A 12,535-nucleotide genomic window follows, 5' to 3' on the forward strand; every position below is an offset into this window, starting at 1 on the left:
CGCGTTAAGTTGTGCGTTTCACAAGATATTAAGGCTCGTTCGCCTAGTTTGACGTCGTTTGTGTTGATCAAGGATTCTCAGGTGCTTCCAGCCAGTCAAACCGAAGCCGGTGTTTCGCCGGACTTTGGTGCGATTCAAAAGGTCATGATTGTGGACGATAGCCGTCTGCAGCGCCGTATTCTGGCGGCCTCCCTCAAGAAGTGGGGGTTTGTTGTTCTGGAAGCGGACAGCGGTGAAAGCGCTTTGACACTGTGTCAAAGCGATCTGCCGGATCTGGTTCTGAGCGATTGGGTGATGCCTGGCATGAGCGGGTTGGAGTTTTGCGAGAAGTTCCGCGCTCTGGACAGTCATCAATACAGCTATTTCATATTGCTGACCTCAAAAAGCGAAAAGCAGGAGGTTGCGCGCGGATTGGATGCAGGGGCTGACGATTTTCTGATCAAACCGCTTGAGGCGGATGAGCTGCGGGCGCGTATTTCGGCGGGTGCGCGCATTCTGGGCATGCAGCGTGAATTGTCGCAAAAAAATGCTATGATCGAAGCTGCCTTGGACGAGCTGAAGGTCGCGCATGATGCGATTGACAAGGATCTGATGCAGGCGCGCAAAATTCAGGAGTCGCTGGTGCCCGAGCTGTCGCGGCGATTTGGAAAGTCGCAACTGAGCTTGCTGCTGAAACCCTGCGGACATATTGGAGGCGATTTGGTGGGGATGTTTTCCCCAAGCGCCAATCGCATCGGCTTTTACAGCATCGACGTGTCGGGCCATGGCATCACATCCGCGATGATGACAGCGCGGCTGGGGGGCTACCTATCCAGCAAGTATTTCGATCAGAACATCGCGATGGTCAAACATTACGACAAGTTCTACGCTCTGCTACCTCCCGAAGAGGTTGCCGCGAATTTGAATGCCCGGCTGCTGGCAGATACCGGCATCGAAGAGTATTTTACGATGGTCTATGCCGTTGTCGATTTGCGCAATGGTCACTTGAAGATGGTCCAGGCCGGTCACCCCCATCCTTTGATGTTGCGACAGGATGGCAGAGCCGAGTTTTTGGGCGAAGGCGGCCTGCCGATCGGCTTGTTGCCAAATGCGCAATTTGAGCAGATCGAAACCTACATGCGTCCCGGAGATCGGTTGCTGCTCTATTCGGATGGTTTTACCGAATGTCGTCTGACCGACGGAAGCTTGCTGGATGAAGACGGGTTGGAATCCCTTGCGCTGGATTGTGCCCAAGGACGCGGCGGCGCTGAGTTCCTCGATGATATGTTCTGGCGCCTGACCCAAAAGATGCATCCAAGTGATGGCATGGATGACGATGTCTCGGCTGTATTCTTTGAATATGAGGGGCCTTAGCTGACCCTCAGAATTTGTGCTGCAAAGAAGCGGTCACCGGCGTTACCCAATTGTTCCAGCGCATCGGGAATGTCCATCCAGCGGGCTTCGTGGAACTCTTCGGTTGGTGGGCCTTTGGGCCTGATGGGACGAGCGGTGTAAATCGTACAGAGCTTTTCGGCCCAAAGGTCGTATTCGGGCATATAGGTAAAGCGGCGAAAAGCGCCAACGCGCCGGGGGGCCGCGATCAGCCAGCCGGTTTCTTCGTAAACCTCGCGATGCAGGGCCGTGATCGGTGATTCCCCTGGATCAACCCCACCTCCGGGCAATTGTAATTCCGGTCTTTCGCCATCGTCATACCAGGTCACCAACACCGACCGGCCGCGCGGTAGCAAAGCATAGACACCAGGGCGGCGCGTGTATTTCCGCTGGGGATCAGGGCTTTCACCGAACCGTCTGATCATGTATGGCCCCTTTCAACCGACTGTCTTCGACCTATATGGTGGCGGTATGCCAACCTGTGGCGTGTAAGGAAACCCCATGTCTCTTGGAACAAAAATCGCGTGGGACGACACCGTCCTGCCCTTTCAACTTGATCTTTCCGACATGCGCGGCCGCGTAGCGCGGCTGGATGGTGTGTTGGACGGTATCCTGAAACAGCACGACTATCCCGATGTGGTCGAGGCGCTGGTGGCCGAGATGGCCCTGCTGACCGCATTGATCGGCCAGACCGTTTCGCTGCGTTGGAAGCTGTCGCTGCAAGTACAGTCCAAAGGGGCTGTGCGCATGATTGCGACCGACTATTACGCGCCGCAGGAGGAAGGCGAGCCCGCGAGAATCCGCGCATATGCCAGTTTCGACCGTGATCGCCTGACCAACAGCGCCCCATTTGATCAGGTGGGCGAGGGCTATTTCGCGATCATGATCGATCAGGGCGAAGGCACGCAGCCTTATCAGGGGATCACTCCGCTGGCCGGCGGTTCGCTCAGCGCCTGCGCCGAGGCGTATTTCGCGCAGTCCGAACAATTGCCTACGCGGTTTTCGTTGAGCTTTGGCAAATCTACCGAACCGGGTGTTGGTGAACATTGGCGGGCTGGGGGTGTTATGCTTCAGCATATGCCCAAAGCCTCACCCTTTGCAGCGTCGGCAGAAGGTAGTGGTGATATCCTTACCGCGGCGGATCTGGTTGATGGAGAAGAGGGCGAGAATTGGGGCCGGGTCAATATCCTGCTGGATACGGTCGAAGATCTGGAACTAATCGGCCCTTCGGTTGCGCCAACAGACTTGCTGGTGCGTTTGTTCCACGAGGAACAGCCGCGCGTCTATGATGCGCAGCAGGTGCAATTCGGCTGTACCTGCTCCGAAGACCGCGTGCGCCAAAGCCTGTCGATCTACTCGGCGCGGGATATCGAGAAGATGACCACCGAAGATGGCAAGGTCACTGCAGAATGTCAGTTCTGTGGCGCTCATTACGTGCTGGATCCCAGTACAGTTGGGTTTGAGGCTGAAGATTCGGACCGTGGCTGACACGATTGCCCTTTTGCAGGCAGCGCTGGGCCGAACCGGCACGGGGTCCAGTGACTTTGATCTGAACCCCGATGTCGTTCTGCCCGCCGGGCGCAAAATGCGTCCTGCGGGCGTGTTAGTGCCTGTTTCCATCGCAAACGGGGCGGCACAACTGATCCTGACCAAACGGTCTTCGGCCTTGAAACACCATCCCGGGCAAATTGCGTTTCCGGGTGGCAAGAAGGACGAAGGGGACATCGATGTTACGGCTACAGCCCTGCGCGAGGCGCGGGAAGAGATCGGACTGCCCTTAGACCTGCCAAAGGTTCTGGGCCATTTGCCAACACATGAGACAGTGACCTCCTTCACCGTGACACCCGTTGTGGCCGTGCTGGAGAGTGACTTCAAACCTGTACCAGAGCCCGGCGAAGTGGACGAAGTCTTTTCAGTGCCTCTTGCACATATTCTGAACCCGGCGAATTATGTGATCGAGTCGCGCCGTTGGCGGGGGCAGAGACGGTATTATTTCGCCGTCCCCTATGGTCCCTATTATATTTGGGGCGCGACAGCGCGTATTTTGCGTGGATTGGCAGCACGGGTACATGAATGAAGCGGATCACCGAAGACTGGATCACGGCTGAGGCCACGCAAAAGGTCTGTGCCGCGCTCACCGATGATGGGGCACAGGCGCTTTTTGTTGGCGGCTGCGTGCGCAATGCACTGCTGGGGGTTCCAGTCTCGGATATCGACATATCCACCGACGCACGCCCTGAACGGGTGATGACCCTGGCCGAACAGGCCGGGCTAAAGGCGATCCCAACGGGGATCGAGCATGGGACGATCACGGTGGTCAGCCACGGCCTTCCGCACGAAATCACCACGTTTCGCCGTGACGTCGAAACCGATGGCCGCCGCGCGGTTGTGGCCTTTTCAGACAAGGTGGAAGAAGACGCGGCGCGACGGGATTTCACCATGAACGCGCTTTATGCGCAGCCAGACGGTACGATCCTTGATCCATTGAACGGGTTGCCCGACCTTCAGGCCCGCCATGTTCGCTTTATCGGCGACGCGCAGGCGCGTATCCGCGAGGATTATCTGCGGTCGTTGCGGTTTTTCCGGTTTCACGCGTGGTATGGCGATGCCGAAGCCGGGTTCGACCCGGATGCGCTCGCGGCTATTTCCTCGAATTTGGATGGGCTTGCCGGGTTGTCCCGTGAGCGGGTCGGTGCTGAGCTGCTGAAACTGCTTGGCGCACCCGATCCGGGGCCGTCCGTTGCGACCATGCGTCAGACCGGTGTTTTGACGCATCTGCTGCCCGGTGCCGAAGACCGAGCTTTACCGATTCTGATCAAACTCGAACAAGATGCCGGGGCCACACCGGATCCGATCCGTCGGTTGGCGGCCATCGCTTCGACGGACGTGGCCCAGACCCTTCGGTTAAGCAAGGCGCAGCTTCAACGGCAAGCCCGGATGCGAGAGGAATCTACTGGAACGGCGGGAATTGCCGAGCTTGGGTTTCGCTATGGTGCAGAAGGTGGCTTGCATGAAACCCTGCTGCGATGCGCCTTTCTGGAGCAGCCCTGGGACGAGCAGTTCAAGGCCCAGCTGCAAGCAGGTGCAAAAGCGATTTTTCCTATAAAAGCCAAAGACTTGATTACCGATTTTTCAGGACCCGCGCTGGGCAAGAAATTGGCCGAGCTGGAGGCACGCTGGATTGCTTCGGGCTTTACGCTTTCACGCCAGGAATTGCTGGCGAGTTAGATAAAGTCTCAAAAGGGGATGACAAATCAGATCTTTTGTGTCTAGTGTGCGCCTGTCTCAATCTTGGAGGGAGGAATGCGAATGTATTACGGGATCTCGTTCGGCTAAGGCCCTGAACACTTGACCCGTAGGGTGGTGTTCTTGCGCCATCTTTTTCGCATGTCTGTCTATTTGCTCAATTGGAGCACTCTCCATGTTTCGCTATTTCGAAAACCTTGTTGACCCTTTTGTCGCCTATGAAGAAACGGATACGCCGCCCACGCGGTTGTGGCCTTTCATGGTGGATTACACTCGGCCTTTCTTCCGCGTCTTTTTCTGGGCGGGGTTGATCTCGGTTGTTGTGGCTGCGGTCGAGGTTGGCCTGATCTATTACATGGGTCGCGTCGTTGACCTGCTGTCGGGGCCACCTGCCGAAGTCTGGCAGGCCCACGGGACCGAACTGCTGTTGATGGCGGTGTTTGTCCTGTTGCTGCGGCCTTTGTTGCACATCGTGGATGTGTTGCTGCTGAACAATGCAATTCTGCCGAATATCGGCACGATCTTCCGTTGGCGCGCCCATAAACATGTTTTGCGTCAGTCTGTTGGCTGGTTCGAAAACGATTTTGCGGGCCGTATCGCCAACCGGATCATGCAGACACCGCCCGCGGCGGGCGAGGCTGTGTTTCAGGTCTTTGACGCGATCTCATTCTCGCTGGCCTATCTGGTGGGGGCGGCGATCCTGTTGATGGCGGCGGACCCAAGGCTGCTGTTGCCCCTTGTGATCTGGCTTGGTCTTTACGCCGTTTTGGTGCGGTGGACGGTCCAGCGGGTTGGGCCTGCGTCAAAGGCAGCCTCGGACGCGCGGTCGGCTGTGACCGGGCGCGTTGTGGACAGCTATACCAACATTCATTCGGTCAAGATGTTTGCCCATGCGGATCAAGAGCTGGATTATGCACGCGAAGCCATCGAGGAAACGCGGCGCACCTTTCAGGTTGAGATGCGTATCTTCACCATCATGGATGCGGCTTTGGTCACGTTGAACGGGGTGCTGATCGTGGGTGTTGTCGGCTGGGCGATTGCGCTGTGGATGCAGGGCAGTGCTTCTGTGGGCGTTGTTGCGGCGGCCACGGCGCTGACTTTGCGGCTGAACGCGATGACCGGTTGGATCATGTGGGCGCTGACCAGTTTCTTCCGACAGCTTGGCGTTGTGGCCGAGGGGATGGAGACGATTGCGCAGCCTATCAAACTGCTGGACTCCCCTGCGGCCAAACCTTTGCAGCTGACCGAAGGGCGGATCGAAATCCGTGACCTTTCGCATCACTATGGGCGCAAGACCGGTGGTCTGGATCATGTGAATATTGCGATTCAGCCCGGTGAAAAGATTGGACTGATCGGGCGTTCAGGGGCCGGGAAATCGACCCTGGTAAAGCTGCTTTTGCGCTTTTACGACGTTGAGAGCGGGGCGATCCTGATAGACGGCCAGGATATCGCAACGGTCACGCAAGACAGTTTGCGCAGCCGGATCGGCATGGTTCAGCAAGACAGCGCCTTGCTGCACCGTTCGGTGCGGGACAACATCCTTTATGGACGACCCGAGGCCACCGAAGACCAGATGATCCAGGCTGCGAAACAGGCCGAAGCGCATGAGTTCATTCTGGATCTGCAAGATCCGCAGGGACGCACCGGCTATGATGCGCATGTGGGCGAACGCGGTGTGAAACTCAGCGGAGGTCAGCGGCAGCGCGTGACGCTGGCGCGGGTGATCCTGAAGGACGCGCCGATCCTGTTGTTGGACGAGGCGACATCTGCCCTAGATTCCGAGGTCGAAGCCTCGATTCAGGAGACGCTCTACGGCATGATGCAAGGCAAGACAGTGATCGCGATTGCCCACCGGCTGAGCACGATCGCGCAGATGGATCGGATTTTGGTCATGGATGGCGGACGGATTGTGGAAGAGGGCGCCCATGCAGACCTGTTGGCGCATGGCGGGCTCTATGCGCAGTTCTGGGCGCGGCAATCCGGTGGCTTTATGAACCCTGAGGCCGCTGAATGAGGTTTTCGGATTTCATAGACCCGTTCAAAAAGACAGAAACGCCCCCGCCGCAAACGCTGGGGGCGTTTATCCGCTGGTGCCTGAGCGGTGCCTGGCCAATGATCTTTATCGCGGCGTTCTTTTCGGCAGCGGCTGGTGCTTTGGAGGCCGGCACAGCCTGGATGCTGGGACTTGTGATCGATCTCGCCGTTTCCGGTGGTCGTGAGGGCTTTCTGACCGCAAGCAATATCTGGATGATCGTCGGGGTGGCCGCGTTTTTCATGCTGCTGCGCCCGATCCTGTTTGGTATTTCGGCTTTTACCAATGGCTACATGCTGATGCCCAATATCCCCACATTGGTTCTGGCCCGCTTGAACCGCTGGACCTTGGGCCAATCGGTGACCTTTTTCGACGATGATTTCGCGGGACGCATTGCGCAAAAGCAAATGCAGACCTCAAACGCCTTGGCGTCGGTCGTGTCGGAAACTATCAGCGCGATTGTGTTTGCCTTGGCGTCGCTTGTGGGTTCTTTGCTTTTGTTAGGGTCGATTCATCTTCTTGTTGTCCTGCCTTTCATGGCCTGGCTAGTGGTCTATGCGCTGTTGATCCGTTGGTATCTGCCAAGGATCCGGCAACGGTCCGCTGCGCGCGCGGGTGCCCGGGCGATGGTATCGGGGCAGGTGGTGGATACGATCACCAATATCAAAACCGTCAAACTGTTTGCCCATGGGTCGTTCGAGGAAAGCGCCGCCCAGAATTCCCTGGTCGATTTTCGTGAGAAGATGCTGGCCTTCGGTAAGCTGTCGGCCAGTTTCCGGTTCTTTCTGATGGCTCTGGCCGGTGTTTTGCCGGTGCTGTTGTTGGGTGCAACATTGTGGTTGTGGCAAGCAGGCAATGCCACGGCGGGTGACATCGTGGCTGCCGGGGCTGTGTCTATCCGGATCGCGCAGATGACGGGCTGGGTCAGTTTCGTGCTGATGGGGCTCTATTCCAATGTCGGTGAAATCGAAAACGGCATGATCACCCTGACAAAGCGCGACCGAGTCGTGGATAAACCCGGTGCGCAAGACCTGAGCGTTCCTGCCGGCGGCATTAGTTTCGACGATGTCACCTTTGCCTATGGGCGCGATATCGGAGGTGTCAGCGCCTTGAACCTGAAGGTCGCACCCGGTGAAAAGCTGGGTATTGTTGGTGCGTCGGGGGCGGGAAAGTCAACGCTCGTGTCGCTGCTTCTGAGGCTCTATGACAGGGAAAAAGGCGCGATTCTGATCGATGATCAGGATATCGGTCATGTCACACAAGACAGTCTGCGCAGCCAGATCGGTATGGTCACCCAAGAAACGGCGATGTTCAATCGTTCGGCACGTGACAATATCCTCTACGGCAATCCCAATGCATCAGAAGAACAGCTAATCTCTGCTGCACAAAAGGCCGAAGCGCATGAGTTCATCGAAAGCCTCAAGGATGGTCAGGGCCGTACCGGCTATGACGCGCATCTGGGCGAGCGGGGTGTCAAGTTGAGCGGAGGTCAGCGTCAGCGGATCGCGCTTGCGCGTGCCATCCTGAAGGACGCGCCCATTCTGGTTCTGGACGAGGCGACTTCGGCGCTGGATTCCGAGGTTGAGGCCTCGATCCAATCAGCCTTGCAGCGGGTGATGGAAGGTAAAACCGTTCTGGCGATTGCGCACCGTCTGTCGACGCTCAGCGAGATGGACAGGATCATCGTGTTGGATCAGGGCAGGATCGTGGAAAGCGGGCCGCATGATGTGTTGCTGGCACAAGGCGGGCTCTATGCGCGGTTCTGGCATCGTCAATCTGGTGGATTTATTCAGACCGAAGCTGCAGAATAAGGGTTTTTTTACCCGGGCAAGCCGATTATCAGGCCAGCCATGACGCAGGAATTCACCATTCTCCGCCTTGGTCGTCAGGGTGACGGCATCGCCGGCGGGCCGATCTATGCCCCGCGCACCCTTCCGGGTGAGGTGGTCACAGGTGTTCCGTCCGGGACCACGCTGGAAGATATCCGGGTTCTTACCCCGTCTGATGACCGTGTGAAAGCGCCATGCCGTCACTACAAAGCGTGCGGCGGCTGTCAGTTGCAGCACGCCTCGGATGATTTTGTGGCGGATTGGAAGGTCGACATTGTGCGCAACGCGCTTGCCGCGCAGGGGATTTCGACCAATATGCGCGCAATCCATACCTCGCCCCCAAAGTCGCGCCGCCGTGCGACGATTGCGGTGCGGCGGACAAAAAAGGGCGCCTTGGCCGGGTTTTATGGGCGTGCGTCGGGCACGATAACCGAGATAACCGACTGTCAGTTGCTTGATCCAGACCTAACAGCTGCGATCCCGGTAGCTGATGCTTTGGCGATGATTGGTGGCAGCCGCAAAGGTGTTTTGGCGGTGACGATGACACTGTCCGAGGGTGGTCTCGATATATCGGTCACAGGTGGCAAACCTTTGGATGGCCCATTGGAACTGGCGCTGGCCCAAGCAACTGAAAAGCACGGATTGGCGCGGCTCAGCTGGGATGGCGAAGGGATTGCCATGCGTCACGCGCCGTCTCAGCGCTTTGGTGCGGCCAGTGTCGTGCCGCCTCCGGGCGCGTTTCTGCAAGCCACAAAAGATGGAGAACAGGCTCTGTTACAGGCGGTTATGCAGGCAACCGACGGGGCCAAACGCATAATCGACCTGTTTGCTGGAAGCGGAACATTTTCTTTGCCCTTGGCCCAACATGCCGAAGTGCACGCGGTTGAGGGCGAAGCAGCGATGGTGCAAGCGCTGGACCAGGGATGGCGCAAAGCACAGGGCTTGAAACGCGTAACGACCGAGGCGCGTGACCTGTTCCGCCGACCGCTGATGCCGGATGAGTTGAAACCTTTTGATGCGGTGGTCCTCGATCCGCCACGCGCCGGTGCCGAAGCGCAGATTGCCGAATTGGCACAGGCCGCGCGTCCAATTATCGCTTATGTGTCCTGCAACCCTGTGACATTCGCTCGCGATGCGAAAACATTGGTTGAGGCCGGTTACACCCTTGAATGGGTGCAAGTGGTGGACCAATTTCGATGGTCGTCACATACCGAACTTGCCGCGCGCTTTACCTTGAACCCAAAACCCTGACTGGAGATCCTCAATGGCGTCCGAACGCCTGCTAAGCTTGATCGAATCCCCGAATTTTGGGCGCTTTATCACCGCAGTCATCATCTTCAACGCAGTTCTGCTTGGAATGGAAACGTCGCCGACCCTGATGGAGTTGGCAGGGCCCCTGATTGTGACACTGGACAAGATCTGCCTTGCGATCTTTGTTGCCGAGATTGCCATGAAACTGATTGCAACCGGGCGCAGGTTTTTTACCAGCGGATGGAACATTTTCGATTTCATAATCGTCGGCATCGCCTTGGTCCCAAGCGCGGGTGGCCTTTCGGTTCTGCGCGCGCTGCGAATCCTGCGGGTTTTGCGCGTCATCTCGGTGGCACCCCGATTGCGGCGCGTGGTCGAGGGGTTCATCTCAGCGTTACCCGGGATGGCCAGCGTCTTTTTGTTGATGGCGATCTTGTTCTATATCGGTGCCGTCATCTCAACAAAGCTGTTCTCGGAAACCTTTCCCGATTGGTTCGGAGATCTTGGGCTTTCGGCCTATACGCTGTTCCAGATCATGACACTGGAAAGCTGGTCCATGGGAATCGTGCGGCCGGTTATGGCTGTTTACCCCTATGCATGGCTGTTCTTTGTGCCGTTCATCATGGTGACAACCTTTGCCGTGGTGAACCTGCTGGTGGGTCTGATCGTGAATTCGATGCAAGACGCCCACCATGCCGAGGATGAGGTAAAGACGGATGCGTATCGCGACGAAGTATTGGAACGGCTGGAAAATATCGAACAGCGCCTGAAGACCCAGGCGGACATCAAAAAGTGATTTCGAATTTGGCGTTTTCTGGCATAATACTGAAAAAAAATCGAGTAGTAGGCAGTGATCATGGATCGTCGAGCATTTGGATTGGGTGCAATGGCAACGCTGAGTTTGTCAGCCTGTGCCTCTGCCAGCCCAAAATTTTTGTCATATAACGGGCCCGAAGTGACATCGCTTGTGGTGAACAAGGGTGCGCGCAAGCTGTATCTGTTGCACAACCAACAGATTCTTCGTGAATATGATGTGGACCTGGGATTCGCGCCCAGTGGTACCAAAACCAAAAAGGGTGACGGTCGGACACCGGAAGGTACCTATTTGATCGACCGCCGAAATCCGCGAAGCCGGTATCATCTTTCGGTGGGGATTTCGTACCCCAATTCCGAGGATATCGCACAGGCCAAGGCCGCGGGTGTTGATCCCGGCGGTGATATCTTCATCCACGGTCAGCCAAACCTGCGGTCCGAGCTTAGGCGTGCGAAAAAGACGCCGGATTGGACCGCCGGATGCATCGCCGTTACCAATGAAGAGATCGAAGAGATCTATGCCATGGTGACCGAGGGAACGATCATCACGCTGCGCCCCTAAAGCGGTTTCCAGTCTGAAAACCCAAACATCTGATAGTCGCGCTGGTAGGCTTCGACCGCCAGCGTTTCTAGCTGCGCGTCATATATCTGCGACAATGCGAACGGGCTGTCGGCTGGCGCGTGTTCGGGTTCAGGTGGTGTAGCATGACCCAATTGCCTGGCAAGGTCGGGCAGGACGGTTTTCATCTTATCCTCGCGCAGGATCATGTCAGGCAACGTAAACGCGGCCATGCCCTGCAGCGTCTGCGCCTGGCTGCACCATAACCCGTCGACCCGAATTGGTGTTTGTCCTGCCAACACGTTGCGCATGATGCGCAAGAACGCCGAAAACGCCTCGCGGTGCTGTTCAACCGAGTAGTTTTCCGGAGTAACAGTGCCGGGAAGAGGCAGCTTGTAGCGATTGCGCAGCATATTGCGGATCGCGACATAGGCGTCCGGCCCGGTATTCACAATCTGGTTGCAAAACACCGCATGGGCACGGGCCAACGGATGACGCAGTACAGTGAACTTGCGATGGCCCGGATGGGTTTTCATCCAAGTCCGCACCTGTTTCTGACCCCGATCTGTCAGAAGCGCACCTGTTTCGGTACCGTCCAAATTGGCCAGCCAATTCGCAACCTCGGCCTCTGGCCCGCCGCGCACGGGTAAATACATCAACGCGGACTTGGGTGCTGCCACGTATCGAGGGACGGATGGACCACGGCGCGGTTCGAAATTTGGAACCTGGTACAGGTTTAAGCGATCCAGCTTGGCGACGGCCTGTTCCATGGCGTCTGGGTTGGTCACTTTGTCCAAAGCAGATGTCGGATTTTGCCGTTTTAGATGCTGCTGCGTAGCGTCGAGCCGCGCGGATACCCCGAGCCACTTTGCCAGCCCGTTAAGAACCTCAACATCGTTGAGATCGTCATACCCGATGTAAAAGGGCGTTTGCCCGGTTCGTTGCAAATGGTTCAGCACGGTTAGTTGAAAGCTTTGCCGCTGCTCCATCTGCTCAAAGAACTCATCGGCGTTAAATTCAATCTGGGCCTCCCGACGCTGTTTGATGTTCACCAGCTTCCACTGTTTGGTCGCTAAGGCGATTTTCCACGACACGTAACTGTCCAACGGGTTGCGTGTCAGAACGATCTTTGCGCAGCGCGGATCATCCAGGGCCGGTGTCAGCACGCGGGTGTCATGTGTGCTGAAAAAGCGAAACCCGTTGAGCGCTCCGGGGGTCGATTTGATCGTTTCCAGAAAAGCCAGCGGATCACGATCGCGGTCCTCAAGGGTAAAGCCCAAAAGCTGATCCAGTTTGGGCAGCCCAGTGAAATAGGGGTTGAACGCCTCACCATGACAGGTGACACCGTCCAACGCGTTCAGGTTGGATTCCAGCTGGTTCGATCCGGTGCGCATGTCCGCCAATACGATGAAATAGTCGAAAGCGTCCGTCATA

The 12,535-nt window shown here is 57.0% G+C and carries 11 protein-coding genes; 9 read left to right on the top strand and 2 right to left on the bottom strand.

Translation table 11 applies throughout. The features are described 5' to 3' along the window. Window positions 1–81 precede the first annotated feature (81 nt). Window positions 82–1,353 (top strand): PP2C family protein-serine/threonine phosphatase, encoded by a 1,272-nt coding sequence (locus GOX45_RS01945; RefSeq protein ID WP_371808948.1) that lies wholly within the window; start codon window positions 82–84, stop codon window positions 1,351–1,353. Here the strand turns inward: GOX45_RS01945 and GOX45_RS01950 are convergent. Beyond that, window positions 1,350–1,796, bottom strand: a complete 447-nt coding sequence (locus GOX45_RS01950; RefSeq protein WP_171097438.1) for an NUDIX hydrolase — start codon at window positions 1,794–1,796, stop codon at window positions 1,350–1,352. The two genes, GOX45_RS01945 and GOX45_RS01950, sit on opposite strands and share 4 nt — an antisense overlap. Window positions 1,797–1,872: 76 nt before the next feature. Here GOX45_RS01950 and GOX45_RS01955 point away from each other — a divergent pair, with 76 nt between their 5' ends. The 8 genes from GOX45_RS01955 (at window position 1,873) to GOX45_RS01990 (ending at window position 11,104) form a co-directional block, all read left to right on the top strand. Then, on the top strand, window positions 1,873–2,859 hold the full coding sequence (locus GOX45_RS01955; RefSeq protein WP_171097440.1) for an Hsp33 family molecular chaperone HslO: 987 nt from the start codon (window positions 1,873–1,875) through the stop codon (window positions 2,857–2,859). Further along, window positions 2,852–3,448 carry a CoA pyrophosphatase gene (locus GOX45_RS01960; protein WP_371808938.1) on the top strand — a complete coding sequence of 199 codons (597 nt, stop codon included), beginning with the start codon at window positions 2,852–2,854 and terminating at the stop codon, window positions 3,446–3,448. Before GOX45_RS01955 ends, GOX45_RS01960 begins: the two co-directional genes overlap by 8 nt. Further along, a complete protein-coding gene (locus GOX45_RS01965; protein WP_171097445.1) occupies window positions 3,445–4,599 on the top strand; it encodes a CCA tRNA nucleotidyltransferase in 1,155 nt (384 codons plus the stop codon). The genes GOX45_RS01960 and GOX45_RS01965 overlap by 4 nt, the downstream gene beginning before the upstream one ends. Before the next feature lie 193 nt (window positions 4,600–4,792). Continuing rightward, window positions 4,793–6,631 (top strand): ABC transporter ATP-binding protein, encoded by a 1,839-nt coding sequence (locus tag GOX45_RS01970; protein WP_171097447.1) that lies wholly within the window; start codon window positions 4,793–4,795, stop codon window positions 6,629–6,631. Beyond that, the gene (locus tag GOX45_RS01975; RefSeq protein WP_171097449.1) at window positions 6,628–8,460 is read left to right on the top strand and encodes an ABC transporter ATP-binding protein; all 1,833 of its coding nucleotides are present in this window, start codon (window positions 6,628–6,630) and stop codon (window positions 8,458–8,460) included. Before GOX45_RS01970 ends, GOX45_RS01975 begins: the two co-directional genes overlap by 4 nt. 39 nt (window positions 8,461–8,499) lie before the next feature. Then, on the top strand, window positions 8,500–9,729 hold the full coding sequence (locus GOX45_RS01980; protein WP_171097452.1) for a class I SAM-dependent RNA methyltransferase: 1,230 nt from the start codon (window positions 8,500–8,502) through the stop codon (window positions 9,727–9,729). Between the two features lie 13 nt (window positions 9,730–9,742). After that, the gene (locus tag GOX45_RS01985; protein ID WP_171097454.1) at window positions 9,743–10,525 is read left to right on the top strand and encodes an ion transporter; all 783 of its coding nucleotides are present in this window, start codon (window positions 9,743–9,745) and stop codon (window positions 10,523–10,525) included. A 60-nt stretch (window positions 10,526–10,585) separates the two neighbouring features. Beyond that, on the top strand, window positions 10,586–11,104 hold the full coding sequence (locus GOX45_RS01990) for a murein L,D-transpeptidase family protein (protein ID WP_171097457.1): 519 nt from the start codon (window positions 10,586–10,588) through the stop codon (window positions 11,102–11,104). Here the strand turns inward: GOX45_RS01990 and GOX45_RS01995 are convergent. Beyond that, a complete protein-coding gene (locus GOX45_RS01995) occupies window positions 11,101–12,534 on the bottom strand; it encodes a sulfotransferase domain-containing protein (RefSeq protein WP_171097459.1) in 1,434 nt (477 codons plus the stop codon). The genes GOX45_RS01990 and GOX45_RS01995 overlap by 4 nt on opposite strands. Window position 12,535: the final 1 nt, after the last annotated feature.

Source organism: Ruegeria sp. HKCCD7255, assembly GCF_013031565.1.
Lineage (GTDB): Bacteria > Pseudomonadota > Alphaproteobacteria > Rhodobacterales > Rhodobacteraceae > Ruegeria.

Excerpts from the sequence above, each read along its gene's own strand:
- GOX45_RS01950 (WP_171097438.1), bottom strand. The coding sequence starts at position 1,796 with ATGATCAGACGGTTCGGTGAAAGCCCTGATCCCCAGCGGAAATACACG.
- GOX45_RS01955 (WP_171097440.1), top strand. The coding sequence starts at position 1,873 with ATGTCTCTTGGAACAAAAATCGCGTGGGACGACACCGTCCTGCCCTTT.
- GOX45_RS01965 (WP_171097445.1), top strand. The coding sequence starts at position 3,445 with ATGAAGCGGATCACCGAAGACTGGATCACGGCTGAGGCCACGCAAAAG.
- GOX45_RS01970 (WP_171097447.1), top strand. The coding sequence starts at position 4,793 with ATGTTTCGCTATTTCGAAAACCTTGTTGACCCTTTTGTCGCCTATGAA.
- GOX45_RS01975 (WP_171097449.1), top strand. The coding sequence starts at position 6,628 with ATGAGGTTTTCGGATTTCATAGACCCGTTCAAAAAGACAGAAACGCCC.
- GOX45_RS01980 (WP_171097452.1), top strand. The coding sequence starts at position 8,500 with ATGACGCAGGAATTCACCATTCTCCGCCTTGGTCGTCAGGGTGACGGC.
- GOX45_RS01985 (WP_171097454.1), top strand. The coding sequence starts at position 9,743 with ATGGCGTCCGAACGCCTGCTAAGCTTGATCGAATCCCCGAATTTTGGG.
- GOX45_RS01990 (WP_171097457.1), top strand. The coding sequence starts at position 10,586 with ATGGATCGTCGAGCATTTGGATTGGGTGCAATGGCAACGCTGAGTTTG.
- GOX45_RS01995 (WP_171097459.1), bottom strand. The coding sequence starts at position 12,534 with ATGACGGACGCTTTCGACTATTTCATCGTATTGGCGGACATGCGCACC.